Origin of the sequence: uncultured Bradyrhizobium sp. (assembly GCF_947648125.1) — a bacterium.
Taxonomy (GTDB): domain Bacteria; phylum Pseudomonadota; class Alphaproteobacteria; order Rhizobiales; family Xanthobacteraceae; genus Bradyrhizobium.
The window spans coordinates 506,375-525,967 of record NZ_CANSMR010000001.1 but is presented as its reverse complement, the minus strand read 5'-3'; the positions used below and the strand labels follow the sequence as shown (position 1 = coordinate 525,967).

Below are 19,593 nucleotides of genomic sequence, written 5' to 3'. Positions count from 1 at the left end.
ACAATCGAAGAGCCCTACAGCGCCAGATAGCGCTGCCGGATGTTGTCGTTGGCCTTCAGCTCTTCGATGGAGGATGTGTAGACGATCTGCCCCTTGTCGATAACCGTCGCGTGGCTCGCAAGGCCAAGGCAAAAATGCATGTTCTGCTCGGCGATCAATACTGTGGCACCGGTACCGCGGAGCTGCCGCAGCAGTTCGCCGATCCGCTGCACGATGATCGGTGCCAGCCCCTCGCTCGGCTCGTCGAGCAGCAGCAGCACCGGATTGCCCATCAGCGTGCGGGCGATCGCCAGCATCTGCTGCTCCCCGCCAGACAGCCGGCCGGCGATCCGGTGCCGCAGCGGCTCCAGCAGCGGGAACACGTCATAGACGCGGCGGATCGACCATTCATCCTCGCCGCCCGGGCCCTTCTTCTGGCCGATGACGAGATTGTCCTCAACCGTATGCTCGGGGAAGATTTGGCGGTCTTCCGGCACGAAGCCAAGCCCGGCCCGCGCGATGCGATGCGGCCTCATGCCGGATACCACCTGGCCGCGCAGGCTCACCTTGCCGCGGCGCGCCGGCGCCAGCCCCATGATCGCCTTCATGGTGGTCGACTTGCCAGCGCCATTGCGGCCGAGCAGCGCCATGGTCTCGCCCTTCCGCACGGCGAGTCCGACGCCGAACAGGATCTGGCTGGTGCCGTAGTAAACGTCGAGGTCCTCGACCTGCACCACCGGCTGCGCGCTCATGCCACCGCTCCCGCGTGGTCGTCGCTGCCGAGATAGGCCTCGATGACGGCTTCATTCCTGCGGATCGCATCGGGCGTCCCGGTTGCCAGGATCCGGCCGTAGCATAGCACGACGATCTGAGGCGCGATCTTGAACACGATATCCATGTCGTGCTCGATGAACACGACCGTGATCTTCTGCGTCTCCCAAAGCTCGCGCACCTTGTCGATCATGCGCCAGCGCTCCTCGGTGCCCATGCCGGCGGTCGGCTCATCGAGCAGCAACACCTTGGGATCGAGCACAAGCGCGAGCGCGATATCGAGCAGCTTCTGGTCGCCATGCGACAGCGTCGCCGCGGTCCTGTTGCGCTTGCCGGCAAGGCCGAGCAGCTCCATCGCGTGCTCGGCGCGGTCGCGCGTCTCGGCCAGCGGAAAGCGGCGGTGCATCACGCCGGCACGGCGCTGATCGGCGCAAACCGCCGCCAGCATCGTCTCCTCGACCGTCAGCGACGGGAAGATGCTCGCAACCTGGAAGGCGCGGCCGATACCATGGCGCACGATCTCCGGCGGCGCCTTGCCCGCCATGTCGACGCCGTTGAGCAGGATCTGCCCGGCGTCCGGCCGCAACGCGCCCGTGATCAGGTTGAAGAAGGTGCTCTTGCCGGCACCGTTGGGGCCGATCACGGCGGTGAGCGAACCGTCGTCAAAGTCGAGCGAGACGTTGTCGGTCGCCTTGACGCCGCCAAAGGATTTCGAGAGGGCACGAATTTCCAACATGGCTAACCACGCCCCTCGTCGCGACGCTGCGCGAACCATTCGACGACGAAGTCCATCAGGCCCTTCCGCAGGCCGATGGCAAAGAACAGGATCACGATGCCGAGCACGATGCCGTGATACTCGGTCAGGCGGGTGACGGTGTCGTTGAGGATCAGCAGCAGCACCGTTCCGACCATCGGCCCGAGGAAGGTCGTCACGCCGCCGAGCATGTTGATGAAGATGCCCTCGCCCGAGATCGTCCAGTAGGCGAATTCGGGATAGGCGCCGGAGACGAACAGCGCCATGATGATGCCGCCGGTCGCCGCGAACAGCGCCGCCAGCACGAAGATCACAAGCTTCGCGCGCCAGACATCGATGCCGATAAAGCTCGCCCGTGTGGCGTTGTCACGGATCATGCGCAGTGTATAGCCGAATGGCGACTGCGCGATCTGGCGCATCAAGAACAGCCCGATCACCAGCAGCGCGCAGCTCGTGATGTAGAGATGCAAATGGTTCGACATGTCGATGCCGAGAAACGGCGGCCGCGGAATGCCGCCGCGCAGGCCCTGGTCGCCGCCGGTCAGCGATTGCCACGACAGGATGGTCGAATGAATCAGCATCTGGAACGCCAGCGTGACGAAGGCGAAATAGATCTCCTTCAATCGCACGCAGATCGCGCCGATGACGACGGCGACGACGAAGGTCATCGCCAGCGTGGCGACAAAAGCCACCGGGATCGGCACGCCGGTCTTCTGCATCATGAGGCCGAAGCCATAAGCGCCGAGGCCGAAGAACATGCCGTGCCCGAACGAGATCAGGCCGGTGTAACCGACCAGAAGGTTGAGCGACGTCGCGAATAGACCGTAGGCCGCGCAGCGGATCACAAAGTCGAGCAGCTGCTTGCTGCCGAACACCATCGGCAGCACCGCGAGCACGGCAAATGCCGCGAGCGCGATCAAAAGATCGCGATAGCGCTGCGGCCTGGCGTCGATCCGGGGCACTTTGAGGGGCTGTGCGCCCTGCCCGGCCTGCAACTCGGTCATGCGACCTCCTTGCCGAACAGGCCGGTCGGACGCGACACCAGCACGATCACCATGAAGAGATACATAAGCCCCTCGGTGAACAGCGGGAAACCGAGCGATCCGAACGAGCGGATCAGGCCGATCAGGAGTGCGCCGATCAGCGCCCCCAGGATGGAACCCATGCCGCCGATCACGGTGACGATGAAGGACTCGATCAGGACAGAGAAACCCATGCCCGGCGTCAGCGAACGCACCGGCGCGGCCAGCGCGCCCGCCAGTCCCGCCAGCATGCCACCGAGCGCGAACACGCCGCCATAGATCAGCCCGGTGTTGATGCCGAGCGCCGACACCATCCCGGGATTGTGCGCGGCTGCACGGATCACCTTGCCGATCCTGGAGCGCTCCAGCCCCAGGCCGAGAACAACAGCAGCGGCCAGCGCCACCCCGATCAGCAGCAGATAGTATGGCGGCACCACACCGCCGGCGATGAACAGCGGCGGCACCTGGAATGCGGCCGGCATGCCCATCGACTTGAATTCAGGTCCCCAGATCATGCGGACGACGTCGTCGAAGATCAGCACGAAGGCGTAGCACACCAGAAGCTGCATCAGCACGTCGCGGCCGTAGACCCGGCTCATGAACACACGCTCGAAGATCAGGCCGAGGATCGCGGTACCGACAGCGCCGCTCAGGATCGCCAGCGCGAAGCTGCCGGTGAGCTGGTAGGCCGTCATCGCGAAATAGGCGCCGAACATATAGAAGGCGCCGTGGCTGAAATTGACCACCTTGAGCACGCCGAAGATCAGCGTCAGCCCGACGGCGACGAGAAACAGCAGCATGCCGATGATCAGGCCGCTGGTGGTCTGCGTCACCAGGCATGCAGGACTGGTGAGGCAACTGGCGAGCGCGTCGAGGTCCACGAAAATCATCCATTACGGCGGGCCGCAACGCCGGCGCGCGACAAACATCAGACGGAAGGCGGAGGCAGCGGGTCGCTACCTCCGCCCCACATGCGGATCAGGTGTAGCCCTTGCTCTTCTTCCACTCGGCTTCGAGTTCGAAGATGGTCTTCCAGTCGCCGGCCTTCACGTCAGGCACGTAAGGCTCCTGCGGGATCGTGGTGCCCCAGCCGATCGCGTAGCCGACCAGCGTGTGGTCGTCGGCGCGCATCGTGACGGTGCCGTCGGCACCGAACGGGCATTTGATGGTAAGCCCGGTGAGTGCTTCCGCGACCTTCTTGCCGTCGGTCGAGTTCGCCTTCTTGACGGCCTCGCTGAGGAACATGACGGCCGTTGCGTTCTGCCAGGACCAGTTGGTCGGGTACTCGTTGTACTTCGCCTTGTAGGCATCGCCCCAGGCTGCATTCTCCTGCGTCGGCGGGAATGTCTTGATGTAACGATCGCCGGAATGGATGCCCTTGGGCAGGTTCTTCACCACCGTGAGCGCGGTGTAGTCGGCCATGTTGACCGCGAACACCTCCATCTGGGTGAACATCGCGTAGATGTTGGCCTGGTCGATATACGAGGTGAGATCGCCGCCCCACAGGCAGGAATAGAGCGCCTGCGGCTTGGCTTGCAGGATCTTGGTCACCACCTCGGTGTAATCGGGCTGGAACAGCTTTGGCCAGGACTCGCTGATGATCTCAACATCGGGCGCGAACTTCTTCAGGTACAGCACGAACTCGCCGGTGGTGTCGCGGCCATAGGCGTAGTCGGGCGAACAGGTTGCCCATTTCTTCAGGCCCTTGGCCTTGGCGATTCCTGCCGCGTAGCCGGCGCCGACGATCGAGTCATGAATGCCCTGCCGCACGCAGCGGAACGCGTTCGGGATGTGCTGCTTGGGATCGGCGGTCAGCGACGACGCTTCCGAACAGGTATGGATGCAGAGCACGCCAAGATCGCGCGCTACCTCGTGAACCGCGAACGATCCCGACGATGCCTCGCCGTCGAGCAGCATCTCGCAGCCATCAGTGTTGACGAGCTCGCGCGCGATACGCGCGGCTTCCTGCGGCTGCCCCTTGGAATCGCGGATCACCATCTCGATCTGCCGCCCGGCAAGGCCGCCTGCGGTATTGACCTTCTCGACTTCCAGCAGCACCGCATTGCGCGAGGACGTGCCGAGTTGCGCGACGCGGCCCGACAGAATGGTCGGCATACCGATCTTGATGGTCTTGGCCTGTGCGCGCGCCACCCATGGCGCGGCAAAGGTCACCGCACCAGCGCCCATCAGCGCAAGCGTCGAGCGCCGGCTGATGCCCGGTTTCCGGGTCGTTTTCATATTCCCCTCCCTGTCGGGTTCGCGTTCCCAAAATCCCTGTCGGAGATCGTTTCGTCTCCATGGCCACGATGTTTTCAGAGCAAGGGGGGTGACGTCAAGCCAAAGATGAATTACGACTCATAATTCATCTAGGGAGAAAACGGCGCCGGAACTGGCCCGACGGACGGCAAATGATCAATCTTTCCAGCTTCATCGCATTTCACGCCAGGCGGTCTCCGGACCGTTGTGCGCTGAAATATCGCGGCGAGGACGTCTCCTACGCCGATTTTGATCTGCGGATCCGGCAGGTCGGCAGCTGGCTCGCGCTGCAGGGGATCGCGCCCGGCGACGTCGTCGCCGTCCTGATGAAGAACAGCACTGCTTTTCTCGAACTGGTGTTCGCGACCAGCCATATCGGCGCGGTGTTCCTGCCGATCAATTATCGGCTGTCGGCCGATGAGGTCGGCTACATCGTCGGCAATTCCGGTGCGCGCCTGCTGGTGGCCGACGAAGAGCTTGCCGCGATCGCAACCGGCGGCGCGCCGGTGGTGTTGCTGGGTGAAGTCGCGCAGTCCAGCGTCACCAACCTTGCGCCCGACATTGCGCCGGCGCCGATCCATGTGCGCCAGCCGCGTGATCTGATGCGCCTGATGTACACCTCGGGCACGACGGATCGCCCTAAGGGCGTGATACTCACCTACGAGAACATCTACTGGAAGTCCGCCGACCAGACGCTGGTGCTCGGGCTCAATGCCGACACGCGGCTGCTCGTCGTTGGCCCGCTCTATCATGTCGGCGCGCTCGACCTGCCCGGCATCGCGGTGCTCTGGCACGGCGGCATGCTGTGCATTCACCGCACCTTCGAGCCCGAACCGGCGCTGGCCGCGATCGAGCGCGAGAAGCTGAATGCGGCGTGGCTCGCGCCGGTCATGACTACGGCCCTCCTCACCTGCCCGAACCGCGAGCGCTACGACGTCTCCAGCCTGCGATGGGCGATCGGCGGCGGCGAGAAGACGCCGGAGGTCCGCATCCGCGCCTTCTCCCACTATTTCACGAACGCGCGCTACATCGATGCTTACGGCCTTACCGAAAGCTGCGGCGGCGATACCTTCATGGACGCGGGCCGCGAGATCGAGAAGATCGGCTCGACCGGCCGCGCCATCGCCCATGTCGAGATCGAGATCCGCGACGACGCCGGCAAGCGCCTGCCCGCCGGACAGAATGGCGAGATCTGCCTGCGCGGCCCGAAGGTCACGCAGGGCTACTGGAAGGATCCGGAGAAGACCGCATCCGCCTTCTTCGGCGACTGGTTCCGCACCGGCGACATCGGCTATCTCGACGACGACGGCTTCCTCTATCTGACCGACCGCAAGAAGGACATGATCATCTCCGGTGGCGAGAACATCGCCTCCTCCGAGGTCGAGCGTGTCATCTATGAAATCCCCGGGGTGCGCGAAGTCGCGGTGATCGGCCTGCGGGATGAACGCTGGGGCGAAAAGCCGGTCGCCATCGTGGTGTTGGCGGGCGACGCCAAGCTCGACCTGCCCAACCTAACCGAATTCTGCCGTGCGCGGCTCGCAGGCTTCAAGGTGCCGCGGCAGTTGATCATCCGCGACAGCCTGCCGCGCAATCCATCCGGCAAGGTGCTCAAACGCATGCTCCGCGCCGAACTCGAGGCCACCGCATGACGCAAGCGACATCCGCCAAAGTGACAAAACTCAACCGGGTCGAGCGAAACGCCTGGACCAAGCAGAAGATCTTCGACGCCGCGACCAAGGTCGTCGGCAAATACGGCTATGCCGAAGCCTCGGTTGCACGGATCACGGAAGCTGCCGGCGTCGCGCAGGGCACGTTCTACAACCATTTCGAGAACCGTCAGGAGTTGCTCGACCAGCTGCTGCCGAAGATCGGCCTCGACATGGTCCGCTTCATCCATGCGCGCACCGGCACCGCAAACGAGGCCCGGCAGGAGGTCGAGCGCTTCAGCGCCTTCTTCGACTTCATCCGCGAGGTGCCGGAATTCCTGCGCATCCTCAACGAGGCCGAGTTCTTCGCGCCCATCGGCTACCAGAAGCATTTCGACAACATCTCGAGCGCCTATGTCCGGATCCTGCAGCGCGCGCGGGCCGCAGGCGCCACCAACACCTTCAGCGATGAAGAATTCGAGGCCATCGTCCAGGTCTTGATGGGTGCGCGCGGCTATCTCAGCCGCCGCTATTCCTATTCCGAGCAAGGCGTCACCGCGGTGCCCGATTACGTCATCACGGCCTACCAGAAGCTGGTCACGCGCGGCCTGTTCACCACGACCGACAAGGGAAGAAAGTCATGAGCGCCGACGGCACCATCCTCGTCACCGGCGGCAGCCGCGGCATTGGCGCTGCGACCGCAACGCTGCTTGCGGATCAAGGCCATCGCGTCGTCATCGTCGACATAGCGCCCGAGCCGCTGGTCGGAACGACCGCCATCCTCTGGCCGGCGCCGTTCGACGTCGCGAGCGAAAGCGCCGTCGTCACCGGCATCGCCGATATCGAGAAGGCGCACGGCCCGATCACCGGCCTCGTCAACGCGGCCGGCGTGTTCGGCAAGATGCACACGATCGAGCGGGTCCGGATGGAGCAATGGGACCGCGAGGTCAATATCGACCTGCGCGGCACCTTCCTGGTCGCGCGTAGCGTCGGCATCGGAATGGCGAAGCGGCGGCATGGCGCGATCGTCAATGTCGCCTCGGTGGCCGGCATGACGTCGGGTCCGATCCACGCCTATACCGCGGCGAAGGCCGGCGTCATCCAGATCACGCAGACGCTGGCCGCCGAATGGGGCCGTTCCGGCGTGCGCGTCAACGCGGTGTCGCCCGGCTTCACCCGCACGGCGGCACTCGAAGCCGGCATCGCGTCGGGCGCGCTGAACAAGGACCTGCTGGCCCGCCCGACTGCGATGAACCGGCTGGTCGAGCCGATGGAAGTGGCGCAGGCGATCGCTTGGCTGCTCTCGCCGCAGAGCAGCGGCGTGACCGGCATCAACCTGCCGGTCGATGCCGGCTACATCGTCGGCACCACTTGGGCCGCCTATGGCGGTCTGCCCCACGCACCGGCGAGCTGAGGACAACGCATGAATATCGAGCTTTCGCGCAAACACCTCGATCTGTCCTCCGCCATCGCCGAGGGCGATATCCGCGTGCTGCTGATGGTGCTGGTGCATATGACCGGCGACGAGAAGTGGCTCGAGCCGCCGTACAAGCCGAAGCGCGACGTTCGCCTGATCCCCGATCCGGATGCCGGCGTGCCGAAGGAGATCCAGGACGAGATCCGCGCCGCCGTCCTGAACCTGTTCGCGAACGGCACGCCGAAGCCCGTCATCACCGATCCCGGCGATGAACTGATGCTGCGGATGATGCGCGCGACGCTCGGCGAGAATGTCGCGCCGGAATATGCCCCGCTGATGCGAGAAGAGATGGGGTTCGTTCCCCGCGACGCGCGCTGGCGCGAGCGCCCCTCCGAGGCGAGGCTTGCGCAGCAGCACGTGCTGATCGTCGGCGCCGGCGTCTGCGCGATCGCGCTCGGCGTTGCGCTCGGGCGGCTCGGCATTCCCTACACCATCGTCGAGAAGCAGGACGAGATCGGCGGCACCTGGTACGTCAACCGCTACCCCGGCTGCGGCGTCGATACGCCGAACCACTCCTATTCGTTCTCGTTCGGCGCCCGCAATCCGTGGACGCGCTATTTCGCACAGCGCCAGGAACTGCTGGACTATCTGCTCAAGGTCGTGCGCGAATACGACATCCGTAAGCACGTCCGCCTCTCGACCGAGCTGGTCGCCTCGCGCTGGGACGAAGGCAAGCGCCGCTGGATCTCGACTCTGAAGACCGCGAGCGGTGAAGAGACGTTCGAGTCCACCGCGCTGGTCAGCGCGATCGGGCAGCTCAACGATCCCTCGCCTGCCTCTTTCAAGGGCGACGGCGATTTCACCGGCCAGAAGGTTCATTCGGCGCTGTGGTCCGACGATATCAAGCTCGACGGCAAGCATGTGGCTGTGATCGGCACCGGCGCGACCGCGATGCAGCTGGTGCCGTCGATCGCCGACCGCGTCGCCTCGGTCACCGTTTACCAGCGCACGGCGCAGTGGGCGCGGCCGGTGAAGGGCTATTCCGATCCGATCACCGAAGGCGCGCAGTGGCTGCTAGCGCATCTGCCATTCTATGTGCAGTGGTATCGCTTCAACATGTTCTGGCGTTACGGCGACGGGCTACTGCCGTTCCTGCGCAAGGATCCGGCCTGGCCGCATCCGGACCGCGCCGTCAACAAGGGCAACGACCGGCACCGCCAGGAGCTGGCCGACTTCATCCTCTCCGAGCTGAAGGATCGCCCCGACCTGATCGAGAAGTGCATGCCGACCTATCCGCCTTACGGCAAGCGCATCCTGCTCGACAACAACTGGTTCAAGACGTTGACCCGGCCGAATGTCGAGCTGGTCACCGACAAGATCGATCATTTCGCTGCAGAGGGAATTGTCACCACGGACGGCACGTCGCGGCTGCACGACGTCATCGTGATCTCGACCGGCTTCAAGGTCTCCGAGATGGCGGCGCGTCTCAACATCATCGGGCGCGACGGCAAGAACCTCAAGCAGGCGTGGCGCGACGACAATCCGACCGCGTATCTCGGCCTCACCGTGCCTGACTTCCCCAATTTGTTTCTGATGCTCGGCCCCAACTCGGGGCCTGCGCATGGCGGCAGCGTGATCTTCCAGTCGGAATGCCAGAGCCGCTACATCTCCGCTTGCCTCGTCGAGATGATCGAGAACGACATCGCCGCGATCGATGTGTATCCCGACGCGCATGACGAATACATCCGCAACGTCGATGCCGAGCATGAGCAGCTGATCTGGACGCATCCGGGCATGACGACCTACTACCGCAACAGGAGCGGGCGGGTGTTCTCGGCAATGCCGTGGCGGTTTGTTGACTATTGGAAAATGACGCACGATCCGGACTTCTCGCAGTATCGAAAGACCAAGGCGCGACAGGAAAGCTGACCTGAAATACCCCGCTCGTTAACTTGACAGCAGGCTATATCTGCCGCAGCATTTCGCCGACTGCACCTGTTGGGGTGCGGGAGCGCCTGCTCCCCGCGTCGCAGGAATTGACGGACGATTTTGGAATCGGCCGCCAGGCAGAGAAGCGGACAGAGGTCCGTCGGCCCACCCTTGGAGAGGAGCATGACGCCACCGGCGAAAGCCAGCGACCTTGCTCGGCAAGGTCTCGGTGCACGTTGAGGCGAACAGCAGCTGCTAGCCGCGTGCACTGCCGACAATCTGAACATATCCGCAGGACGAGAGCGCAAAGGCCAAGCGCTTTTAGGTCCCGAAACACCACTGGTCTACACCAGAGATCCTTCGCTAAAACGAAGTAGCAGGGCCCCGCGATGCTTGAATGCACCGGGGCCCATTCGCTTGCGCGCGATCTCTCCCTCGTCGCCCCGCATTGCGCCACCGCGCGGGATCGGGAACAATTGTCGCGACAGGGTGAGGAGTGATGATGGAAAAGCCGAAGGTCAGAATATACACCGACTACAAGTCTCCCTACGCCTACGTCGCCAACAAGCGATTGTTCGAGCTCGAGGAGACCTTTGGCGTCGAGCTGGAATGGCTGCCCTACACGCTTCGCATTCCCGAGTTCATGGGCACGGTCGAGGCGCGCACGCCGCATTTCTGGCGCAAGGTACGCTACTCCTACATGGATGCACGGCGGTTCGCCAATGCGCAGGGACTGACCATGAAGGGCCCGCGCCGGATCTATGACGCCTTCTACTCAAGCGCCGGGATGTTGTTCGCGCAACGGCACGGACTATTCCGCTCCTATCATGACACGGTGTTCCGGAGATTCTGGAACCACGAGCTGGAGATCGACGAATTGTCAGAGATTGCCGGCGTGATCACCGCGATCGGCGGTTCCGCCGACGCCTTCGAGGCCTATGTTCGCGGCCCTGCCCGCGCGGAACACGATCGCATCATCGACGAGGCCGAAGCACTCGGCGTATTCGGCGTGCCCAGCATGGTGTTCAACGGCGAACTGTTCTGGGGCGGCGACCGCATCGACATGCTGGTCGAGCGGATCAAGAAGCCGGAGACGATCGCCGCCGCACTCGGGAGCAGGCACCGGACCTAGGCTCACGCCGATTTGAACCTGATTGGCATCCCTGATTGATCAGCCTCCATCCAGGATCGCCCAGCATCCCGTGCGTTCCAGCATGGGCATCAACGCCGCGCGATCTCCGGCATCGAGTGCGGCAAATTTCGCGCGCAGCTGCTGCAGGCACTTGACCTGATATTTGAACGGCGCCAGCGCGTAAGGCAGTCCCCAGACATTGATCTCGAGCCGCTCCAGGCCTTTCGCGAATGCATCCGCATTGGCAGCAAGGAACGGCAGATAGAGCTCGCCCGCGATCCGCAGCAGCGCTTCGGCAAACCCGCCAAGCGCCTGCTCGCGCGGATACCAGTTGCCCTCGACACCGGAGGCATCGTCGAGCCGCCGCACCCAATGATCGGTGAACGGCGCACGCTCGCGCATGATCCGCATCGGCGTCGGGTCGGTTGCCATCTCGCTGAGCTGGCCGAACCAGGCGAAATCCGCCAGCGACGGCCGGCTGCCGAACAGATAATTCGTCATGCCGACATGCGGCTCGAACGCTGCAAGGGTCCGCCGATAGCTCTCCTCCAACAGCGGCCTGTTCTCCTCGGTCGCGCCGAGAATGACCATCCGCGAAATCTGCCGCTGCCGGAACTCCTCGATCTCCGCGCGGCTGCCGGCCGCGGCCTCCGACGTCGACCATTCCTCGCCCGCCCAGCGCGAGACGTAGGCCTGATCATCCGGGTCCCACCAGCGATACAGAAACAGCGGCTTCACCGCCCATTCATCGGCGAGGTCCTCGAGCAGATCGCAGACGAATGCTACGGCTTTATCTTGCGGGATCACCGAGCGTCCCCGGTGACGCGCTTCCAGATCATAAGCCAGCGTCGTGGTCTCGCCGCGATAGCTGCCGTCGGGATATTGCAGCACCGGGATCAGCATCGGCTTCAGATGCGCGGTCGCCGCGCGCAACGCCTTGGTCATAATCACCCAGTCGTGCGGGATGCGCCGGTAGCGCATCAGCGCGCGCAGCTTGATCGCATAGGGCGACGCGGTCGAACCGATCAGGCGATAGCGGCCCTCCGTCATGACGACGCCTCCGAAAACGTATTCTTGCGATCGCTCATTTTGGTTTGCCTCGGCTGTTTTTCCGCATCCTGGCATCGAAGGCGCGGCGCGCCAATGCCGCATTCGGTTTTTGCCCGCCAGACCTGCAAATAAGCAGACGCGCCGCCGCTTGCCGCCGTGCGGATTCTGCTATGGTCCGCGCCAACAATCGGGCCCCGGCCTCGCAGACATCCTCAAGGAGAGAACGCCATGAATCCCCCCGTCAGCTCGCCCGCGATCAAGGTCGTGAAATCCGTTCGCGAGCAGGTGAGCGCGGAGGAGTGGCAGGCCCGTGTCGATCTCGCCGCCTGCTATCGTCTCACGGCGATGTACGGCATGACGGAGATGATCGCGAACCACATCTCCTGCCGCGTGCCCGGCACCACCGACCAGTTCCTGATCAATGCCTACGGCATGCTGTATGAGGAGATCGACGCCTCCAGCCTGATCAAGGTCGACGTCGAGGGCAACACGCTGCTCAACGCGACAGACTATGACGTCAACGTCGCGGGCTTCGTCATTCACAGCGCCATCCACATGGCCAAGCACGACATGGACTGCGTCGCGCACACCCACACCCCCGCCGGCATGGCGGTGTCGGCGATGGAATGCGGCCTGCTGCCGCTGGCGCAGACCTCGATGCGGTTCCTGCACATCGCCTATCACGACTTCGAAGGCATCGCCGACAATGTCGACGAGCGCGAACGCCTGGTGCGCGACCTCGGCGACAACGAGGCGATGATCCTGCGCAACCATGGCCTCCTGGTCGTCGGCCGCACCGTGCCCGCTGCCTTCAACGTGCTGTTCCGCCTCGAGCGCGCCTGCCAGACCCAGGTGATGGCGCTGTCCTGCAACACCAAGCTGGTCTATCCGCCGCAGAACATCCTCGAAGACACCTATGAGCGGATGCTGCCCAAAGCCGGCCGCGCCGCGCGCAACGGCGAGCTCGCCTGGCCGGCGCTGCTGCGCAAGCTCGATCGCGCCGATCCCTCGTATCGGGACTGAGGCGAAATCGCGCCTTCGCATCAACTTTGGGCGTCGCTTGCCCGCTATTTGAGCGCACATTTTGCCGTGACATCGCCGATGCTAGCCGTCGGCGAGACGGCAGGTGCGTGTGATGAAAACCTTCATTCGCGTTGTTGAACTGTGGGTGCCCGATCAAACGCGGGCGCGGCTGGAATTCGGTGGCAGCCTGCACAGCTCCGAGTTCGCGGAATTCCAGGCGGTCAGCGAGCACGCGCTGTTCGCCTACGACGAGGGCCTGCCCGGCAAGGCCTGGGCGAGCGGCCATCCGGTCATCCTGACCGAATTCGCCAACTCCTATTTCAAGCGAACCGACGAGGCGCGCGAGGCCGGCCTGACCTGCGCCGTCGCGCTTCCGGTGTTCGCCGGCGAATTCCTGATGGCGGTCATAGTGCTGCTCTGCGGTGACGACAGGAAGCATGTCGGCGCGATCGAGCTCTGGCACAACGATCCCGAGAAATCCCACGAGATGGCGCTGGTCGACGGCTACTACGGCACGGCCGACATGTTCGAGTTCAACTCGCGCCACACCAAATTCCCGCGCGGCTTCGGCCTGCCCGGCCGGACCTGGAAGGCCGGCATGCCGCTGATCATCAAGGATCTGCACAATTCCAAGGGATTCCTGCGCTGGGAGGACGCATCCGAGATCGGCATCAATTGCGGTGTCGGCATCCCTTACACCACCGGCGACCAGACCTGGGTGGTGACATTCCTATCCGCCCAGGCGACGCCGATCGCACGCCGGTTCGAGATCTGGGTGCCGAACGAAGAGCGGTCGGCGCTGGTGTTCCACTCCGGCGATTGCAGCGAGCAGTCCGATCTTGCTGCGCTCCATGCAGCAAAGACGATCAACCGCGGTGAAGGCAGCATCGGCGGCGCATGGGCCACCGGCATGCCCGCGCTCACCGAACACCTGAAGCAGGATGAATCGATCGCGGCTGCATCGGCGCGCAGCTCCGGCATGAACCAGGTGGTCGCGCTGCCGGTGATCGAGAACGCCCGGCTCAAGGCGGTGCTTGCCTGGTATTTGTGATTGTTGGCTCGCCTACATTCGTCGTCCCTGCGAAAGCAGGGACCCATAACCACCGAAGGTGATCGTTGCGCGACGTTGGGGCCACAGCCCGTTCAACAACTCAACCCTGTGGTCATGGGTCCCGGGTCGCGCTTCGCTTGCCCGGGACGACGCTGGGGTTGGTCCGCTTCAATTTTCAAACAGCTGCACGTTCGCATTCTCGCGACGCAATTCGTCCGAGTCTCGCCTCACGCTCGGCCGTCTCACTTGGCAGAGGGCGCAGGGAAAGCCGGGTGCCGATCGCACCCATGGGTCCGGTGCAACAAAAGCACCGGGTAGGACCACAGGTGTAACCGGAAAACACTCCGGCTTTCCCTGCGCGATGGGTTACGGCTTATTTCGTGCTCTCCCCGGCGAGACTTGGCTTGCTTGTCACCGCTTTCGCAAAAACACTTGCGCGTTTTGCGAGAGGACACCTACCGCTAGGGCGTCAGGACCACACGACTTCACCGTCCGCCCCATGCGCACCCGTCAGTTGCGCAATCGGCGTCAACCGCATCTCACACCGCGTTCGTGACGATCGCGATTCGCCCCTCGATCGGGTGAGACGGGTGCATTGAACATCTGAGTTGGGTCAAACGCGAAGCGGAAAATTGCCCGTAGGGTTAATTTGTCGCACGGGGCGTTCGCCTCGTCTGCTCAGCAATGAGGCCACACGCGAGGCTTGCGGGAGAGCCGTTCAAGGGCATACTTCTATTTGTGTCGGCGATTGGTTTGATTTGCTTCAGGGGGGCTGGGAAGTGGGCAAAGTACACGGTCTCCGCTTTGGAGACCTGATTCTTGACGAAACCTGCCTTTTCGGGCACCGCAACGGGGTTGTAGTTCAGTTTACCAGAAACGAACGCGCCCTGCTGCTCGCGCTCACCCGTAACCCGCAGCGCCTGATGCGCCGCGGCCATCTACTCGATGAGGTCGCCTCGGAATCCGACGTATCCGATCGCAATGTTGACTTTCTGGTCAACAGGCTGCGGGCCAAGCTCGGCGACAGCGCCAAATCGCCGATGTATATCGCCACGCAATACGGCGAGGGTTACGTCTGGATCGCCGCACCGTCTCCGGCGATGCCGACCGACGGATTCCTGGCGATCGGGCCGGCCTTCGGACCGCAGCAGCATCCCTTCGGCGCGCAAGCATCGTCTTTGGTCGATCAGCTTCGCGACAAGATCGCCACCGGCCTTGGCATTAACCACAAGGTCGTGATTGCCGAGAACTCGAACCCTGGCGTCACCGACAAGCTGCGTTATTTCCTTCAGATGAGCTTCCTCGCCGGCGACGGGCAGCTTGATTGCGCGGCCACCTTGCGAGAAATGCCGTCAAAGCGCATTGTCAAGGCGTTCCGTCTCCATCTCGATATCACAGACGCCGCATCGTTCTCGTCCGAGGCGAGTAGGGTTTCGAATGGCGTCATCGGTGCCGTGTCGCAGGCGCTCGTCGATGCTTCCACCGGTCTCGGCATCCCCGCGGACGAACCGCTTGAAATGCGCCTCCCCAAGGCTTCAAGCGTGCTGTCGACGTCAAATCCGGGGTGGCTGGCAAGCGGCGAGCAACTAGGAAAGGCGCGCGAGCAGGATCCTCAAAATGCAGACATCGCCCTGCAATGGTGCCTGCATCTATTCGCGCGCCTCATCCTGACCGGTCCGTTCGGTGGGATGAGCCTGGAAGAACGCTACCGCATCGAAAGCGAGATCGACGCCACGGTGCTGGAATGCCTGCCCGCCGTCGAGCCCAACCCGCTGCTGATGCTGGCGGCGGCCAAGCTGTTGTACTTCATCAACCGGGGTCATCTCGACCTTGCGGAGGACCTGGCCGAGCGCGCCTTCGCACGAACTGCGGACTTTGCCGCCGCCTTGCCCATCATGGGGCAATTGCGCTATGCGCGCGGCCGTTTCGACGAAGCCGTCGGGTTCTTTGATCGCGGCATCGAGATGGCCGAATTGGGCCCCGCACTTCATCTCCACATGAGAGTCCTGAAGTGCATCGCCCTGCTTGCTGCCGGCGACCGCGCCGCGCTGGACGCGGCTGCCGTTGACACAACCAACATGGGTTCGCCTTGTCCACCCGAAATCGCCTTGATGATCGGCTGGATGATGGCGTCGCCGGATCGAACATTGCCGGCGGCGTCAGCGCAGGCACTGGCAGCGCTTGGCCCAATCGGCGCTGCCGCTGCAATCGAATATGTCTACTTCACGTCGGCGCGTCACCTCGTGTCGGAGCATGCACGCGCCAACGTCATGCGCGGCCTGATCGCGCATGTGACGAGGCTGCACGGCGAGCACGCTGTTCCCGCTTTTGTTCTCAGAAGCATCGGCTTCGGCCGCCGCGGCTTGGGCGTGACTGGCAGCGCGCCCCGGCGACGCTCGGCGCTCGACGCGCGGGCACGCAAGAACAAGGCCGAAGCCTGACAAGGCGGCATAACGCGCCGTTCGACTCAACGCCGCGTGGCACAGAAGCCACAACCGGCTTCGCCTCTGCGATCTTCAAATAGTGTCCAAACAATTGCCTGCTAGACGACGACTCCGGCTCAATTTGCCGGTCAGCGTGCAAAGTGGTGGGCAGCATGTTCATTTATTCAGTCCAGATCGAAAGCCGGGCCTCAACTCTTCACAGGCCTCGGCTGGCGGCCCGGCGTTCGCTCGTTTCCCTTTTGTCGGCATCGGCCTCGCGCCGGGTTCTGGCAGCACGTCTTGCCGCGGGCACATTGCTGGCCGCATTGGCGAGCGGCGCGCTTTCTGATGCGGCCGCAGGAGCAGGTCTCGATTGGGTCGCTCCGAATAACGGAGTAGCTGCCAACTGGGCCGTGACCGCAAACTGGAATACCACCGAACGTGAAGATTTTAAGCGATTCCTGAACAATGGCGCTAACCCGCGCGTTTATATCGATAGTCAAGTCACGGAGACTCGTGTCAATTTTTTTGGCGGCCAATATCAGATCGAGATCAGGCCGGGCGGGCTGCTCGATGTTCGCCAGATGACGGCTCCTCTCGTATCAAATTCGGATCGACAGACACAGATCACCAACAACGGGACGCTTCTGGTCAGGGAGGTCCTTGCCGGCTCCCGGTTCTTCAGCGACCAAATCAAGATCTCCAACTATGGTTCGCTTCAATTTCTGGGGGGATCCCTTCAGGGGGCGGTCACCATTGATAACTTCGGATCTATGGTCACGGATACCAGCCTGGGAGAGACCAGGCTGAACAATCAGACGACCGGGACCATCAAGCTCACAAAGAACAGCACGGCAAGCAGGGCGACGATCACCAACCAGGGGCAGATCGAATTCGCAGACCTTGCATCGGCTGTCTTCTCCAGCATTACCAACACCGGCTCCGGTATCATCGCCCTGAAAGACAGGTCGTCGCTTGGAGAAGCGATCGTCAACAACGCTGGGCTCCTCGCTTTTAGCGAGTATGGGTCGATGGCAGCGGCGAAAATCACCAACACGGGAAATATGACTTTCGCGAATTTCTCTGGTGCCGGGAACGCATCGATCGACAATGCGAGCACCGGGGTCATGCGTTTCAGCGACAACAGCTCGGCCGCCAGCGCGACGCTGAACAATGCCGGCAAGGTCTTCTTCGCCGGCTTTTCAAGCGGGGGCAATGCGACCATCACCAACACCGCGTCGGGCAACATCGACATCTCGGGACTGACCGCTGGCGGGATGGCACTCGGTGCGCTCGCGGGAGGAGGCACGGTTTCGCTGGGCAACCATTCGCTGATGATCGGTTACAATAACAGCAGCACGCTGTTCTCCGGCGTGTTGCAGGATGGCGGAGACAGTGGCGGAGTCGGCGGATCACTGGTGAAAGAGGGCACCGGCACGCTGAACTTGACCGGGGTCCAGACGTTCACCGGCGTGACCAACATCAACGCCGGCAATCTAAAGGTGAACGGCTCGCTGACAACCTCGTCGGTCATCAATGTCAACAAAGGCGGCACGCTGTCAGGCAACGGCAAGGTCGCAAACGTCAACGACAATGGCGGCACGATATCGCCGGGAAATTCGATCGGGACCCTCCATATCCTCGGCAATCTCACGATGGGGCCCCAGTCAACATACCATGTCGAGCTCAGCGGCACCGCCAGCGATCTGATCGAGGTCGGCGGCGCGGCGAACATCAAAAGCTCGATCTTCGAGATCGCGCACGACACCGATACCACGTCAGCGCCGGTCGTGCCGGGCAAGACCTATACGATCCTCACCACCCAGGGCGGCCTGACGGTGTCGTCCCCGACCGTCGCGATCGCCGACTTCCCGTTCATCGCCTTCACCCTGAGCGCCGATGCCTTCAACGGCTATTTGACGACCGCGCGCAGCGCGATCCACTTCGCCGATCTCGCCTCGACGGCCAACGAGAAAGCAGTGGCGGGCGCGCTGGACACGGCAACGGCGAGCAATCCGGTGTGGCAGCAGGTGGTGGGCGCCAGCGCAGCCCAGGCACGCGCCGCCTTCACCAGCCTCGGCAACGCCTCGATCCACGCCAACGCCGCCGGCGTGCTGTCGGAGCAGTCGCAATATCTGCGCGACGCCGTCGTCGGCCGGTTGCGGCAGGACTTCGGCTACGGCACGCCGTTGGCACAGGGGGCCGATGTGCTGTCCTATGCGGACGAATCCCCGCGCAACGCCTATGCCTCCCTACCGTTCTACAAGGCGCCGCCGGCCGCCGCTGCGTCGAGGCCGGCGCAGGTCTACTCGGTGTGGGCGCAGGCGCTGGGCAGCCAGGGAACGCTCAACGGTGACGGCAACGCCGCGCGGACCGATCACTCGCTCGGCGGCGTGATCTCCGGCCTCGACGTCACCTTCAACGGCACCTGGCGCGTCGGCCTCGCCGGCGGCTACAGCCAGTCCACCTTCAAATCCCCCGACATCGCGGCGTCCGGTTCGAGTGAAAGCTACCATGTCGCGATCTATGGCGGCGGCCAGCTCGGCGCCTGGGGCCTGCGCGGCGGCGCCAGCTTCTCGTGGAACGACATCAGCACCGCGCGACAGGTCACCGCGGTCAACATCGTGGACACCGAGCGCGGCGATGACGCCCTGAAGACGACGCAGGTGTTCGGCGAGGTCGGCTACACCTACGGGTTCAATGCCGCTGCGCTGGAGCCATTCCTGAACCTTGCCTACGTGCGGGTTGATGGCGGCATCAACGAGCGCGGCCTTGCGGCGATGACCGGATCTGCGAATCTCGACACCACCTACACGACGCTCGGCCTGCGCGGCGCTACGGCGTTGACGCAGGCCCTGACGGCGCGCGGGATGCTCGGCTGGCGGCACGCGCTTGGCGATGTCACGCCGGTGGCGGCGCTGGCCTTCCAATCCGGCGCGCCGTTCGCGCTGGCCGGCGCGCCGATCGCCCGCGACGCGTTCGTCGCCGAAGCCGGTCTCGACCTGGCCGTCGCCGCCAACGCCGCGCTCAGCATCTCCTGGACCGGCCAGTTCGCCGACCAGAGCCGCAGCAACGCCGTCAAGGGCAGCTTCAGCTGGCGATTCTGACACCTCGCCGCAGGTCGTTTGATTCCGATCCCG

15 protein-coding genes are annotated in these 19,593 nt (G+C 63.6%); 9 read left to right on the top strand and 6 right to left on the bottom strand.

The window, feature by feature from the left end; genetic code table 11:
• Positions 1-14: 14 nt before the first annotated feature.
• The 5 genes from Q0030_RS02505 to Q0030_RS02485 form a co-directional block, all read right to left on the bottom strand.
• Positions 15-731, bottom strand: a complete 717-nt coding sequence (locus Q0030_RS02505; protein WP_298362933.1) for an ABC transporter ATP-binding protein — start codon at positions 729-731, stop codon at positions 15-17.
• Positions 728-1,486, bottom strand: coding sequence for an ABC transporter ATP-binding protein (locus tag Q0030_RS02500; RefSeq protein WP_298362931.1), 759 nt, complete (start codon positions 1,484-1,486; stop codon positions 728-730). The genes Q0030_RS02505 and Q0030_RS02500 overlap by 4 nt, the downstream gene beginning before the upstream one ends.
• A 2-nt stretch (positions 1,487-1,488) precedes the next feature.
• Entirely contained in the window at positions 1,489-2,508 is a 1,020-nt protein-coding gene (locus Q0030_RS02495; protein ID WP_298362929.1) for a branched-chain amino acid ABC transporter permease, read from the bottom strand.
• Entirely contained in the window at positions 2,505-3,407 is a 903-nt protein-coding gene (locus Q0030_RS02490; RefSeq protein ID WP_363323424.1) for a branched-chain amino acid ABC transporter permease, read from the bottom strand. Before Q0030_RS02490 ends, Q0030_RS02495 begins: the two co-directional genes overlap by 4 nt.
• 97 nt (positions 3,408-3,504) lie before the next feature.
• The gene (locus Q0030_RS02485; protein WP_298362925.1) at positions 3,505-4,764 is read right to left on the bottom strand and encodes an ABC transporter substrate-binding protein; all 1,260 of its coding nucleotides are present in this window, start codon (positions 4,762-4,764) and stop codon (positions 3,505-3,507) included.
• Between the two features lie 170 nt (positions 4,765-4,934).
• On the opposite strand from Q0030_RS02485, the gene Q0030_RS02480 reads away from it, so the two are divergent.
• The 5 genes from Q0030_RS02480 to Q0030_RS02460 all read left to right on the top strand — a co-directional run bounded on the left by Q0030_RS02480 (position 4,935) and on the right by Q0030_RS02460 (position 10,906).
• On the top strand, positions 4,935-6,431 hold the full coding sequence (locus Q0030_RS02480) for an AMP-binding protein (RefSeq protein ID WP_298362923.1): 1,497 nt from the start codon (positions 4,935-4,937) through the stop codon (positions 6,429-6,431).
• Positions 6,428-7,072, top strand: coding sequence for a TetR/AcrR family transcriptional regulator (locus Q0030_RS02475; protein ID WP_298362921.1), 645 nt, complete (start codon positions 6,428-6,430; stop codon positions 7,070-7,072). Before Q0030_RS02480 ends, Q0030_RS02475 begins: the two co-directional genes overlap by 4 nt.
• Positions 7,069-7,842 (top strand): SDR family NAD(P)-dependent oxidoreductase, encoded by a 774-nt coding sequence (locus Q0030_RS02470; RefSeq protein ID WP_298362919.1) that lies wholly within the window; start codon positions 7,069-7,071, stop codon positions 7,840-7,842. The genes Q0030_RS02475 and Q0030_RS02470 overlap by 4 nt, the downstream gene beginning before the upstream one ends.
• A gap of 9 nt (positions 7,843-7,851) precedes the next feature.
• The gene (locus tag Q0030_RS02465) at positions 7,852-9,774 is read left to right on the top strand and encodes an NAD(P)-binding domain-containing protein (RefSeq protein ID WP_298362917.1); all 1,923 of its coding nucleotides are present in this window, start codon (positions 7,852-7,854) and stop codon (positions 9,772-9,774) included.
• A gap of 502 nt (positions 9,775-10,276) precedes the next feature.
• On the top strand, positions 10,277-10,906 hold the full coding sequence (locus Q0030_RS02460; RefSeq protein WP_298362914.1) for a DsbA family protein: 630 nt from the start codon (positions 10,277-10,279) through the stop codon (positions 10,904-10,906).
• Positions 10,907-10,945: 39 nt separating this feature from the next.
• On the opposite strand, the gene Q0030_RS02455 is transcribed toward Q0030_RS02460, so the two are convergent.
• Positions 10,946-11,956, bottom strand: a complete 1,011-nt coding sequence (locus Q0030_RS02455; RefSeq protein ID WP_298362912.1) for a glutathione S-transferase N-terminal domain-containing protein — start codon at positions 11,954-11,956, stop codon at positions 10,946-10,948.
• Positions 11,957-12,184: 228 nt separating this feature from the next.
• Here Q0030_RS02455 and Q0030_RS02450 point away from each other — a divergent pair, with 228 nt between their 5' ends.
• From Q0030_RS02450 to Q0030_RS02435, 4 genes are all read left to right on the top strand, one after another.
• A complete protein-coding gene (locus Q0030_RS02450) occupies positions 12,185-12,979 on the top strand; it encodes a class II aldolase/adducin family protein (protein WP_298362910.1) in 795 nt (264 codons plus the stop codon).
• A 112-nt stretch (positions 12,980-13,091) separates the two neighbouring features.
• Positions 13,092-14,030 carry a GAF domain-containing protein gene (locus tag Q0030_RS02445; RefSeq protein WP_298362908.1) on the top strand — a complete coding sequence of 313 codons (939 nt, stop codon included), beginning with the start codon at positions 13,092-13,094 and terminating at the stop codon, positions 14,028-14,030.
• Between the two features lie 779 nt (positions 14,031-14,809).
• Entirely contained in the window at positions 14,810-16,471 is a 1,662-nt protein-coding gene (locus Q0030_RS02440) for a helix-turn-helix domain-containing protein (RefSeq protein ID WP_298362906.1), read from the top strand.
• A gap of 155 nt (positions 16,472-16,626) precedes the next feature.
• The gene (locus Q0030_RS02435) at positions 16,627-19,560 is read left to right on the top strand and encodes an autotransporter domain-containing protein (protein ID WP_298363227.1); all 2,934 of its coding nucleotides are present in this window, start codon (positions 16,627-16,629) and stop codon (positions 19,558-19,560) included.
• The last annotated feature ends 33 nt before the right edge of the window (positions 19,561-19,593 follow it).

Excerpts from the sequence above, each read along its gene's own strand:
- Q0030_RS02445 (WP_298362908.1), top strand. The coding sequence starts at position 13,092 with ATGAAAACCTTCATTCGCGTTGTTGAACTGTGGGTGCCCGATCAAACG.
- Q0030_RS02480 (WP_298362923.1), top strand. The coding sequence starts at position 4,935 with ATGATCAATCTTTCCAGCTTCATCGCATTTCACGCCAGGCGGTCTCCG.
- Q0030_RS02500 (WP_298362931.1), bottom strand. The coding sequence starts at position 1,486 with ATGTTGGAAATTCGTGCCCTCTCGAAATCCTTTGGCGGCGTCAAGGCG.
- Q0030_RS02475 (WP_298362921.1), top strand. The coding sequence starts at position 6,428 with ATGACGCAAGCGACATCCGCCAAAGTGACAAAACTCAACCGGGTCGAG.
- Q0030_RS02455 (WP_298362912.1), bottom strand. The coding sequence starts at position 11,956 with ATGACGGAGGGCCGCTATCGCCTGATCGGTTCGACCGCGTCGCCCTAT.
- Q0030_RS02435 (WP_298363227.1), top strand. The coding sequence starts at position 16,627 with ATGTTCATTTATTCAGTCCAGATCGAAAGCCGGGCCTCAACTCTTCAC.
- Q0030_RS02460 (WP_298362914.1), top strand. The coding sequence starts at position 10,277 with ATGGAAAAGCCGAAGGTCAGAATATACACCGACTACAAGTCTCCCTAC.
- Q0030_RS02465 (WP_298362917.1), top strand. The coding sequence starts at position 7,852 with ATGAATATCGAGCTTTCGCGCAAACACCTCGATCTGTCCTCCGCCATC.
- Q0030_RS02450 (WP_298362910.1), top strand. The coding sequence starts at position 12,185 with ATGAATCCCCCCGTCAGCTCGCCCGCGATCAAGGTCGTGAAATCCGTT.
- Q0030_RS02495 (WP_298362929.1), bottom strand. The coding sequence starts at position 2,508 with ATGACCGAGTTGCAGGCCGGGCAGGGCGCACAGCCCCTCAAAGTGCCC.
- Q0030_RS02505 (WP_298362933.1), bottom strand. The coding sequence starts at position 731 with ATGAGCGCGCAGCCGGTGGTGCAGGTCGAGGACCTCGACGTTTACTAC.
- Q0030_RS02485 (WP_298362925.1), bottom strand. The coding sequence starts at position 4,764 with ATGAAAACGACCCGGAAACCGGGCATCAGCCGGCGCTCGACGCTTGCG.
- Q0030_RS02470 (WP_298362919.1), top strand. The coding sequence starts at position 7,069 with ATGAGCGCCGACGGCACCATCCTCGTCACCGGCGGCAGCCGCGGCATT.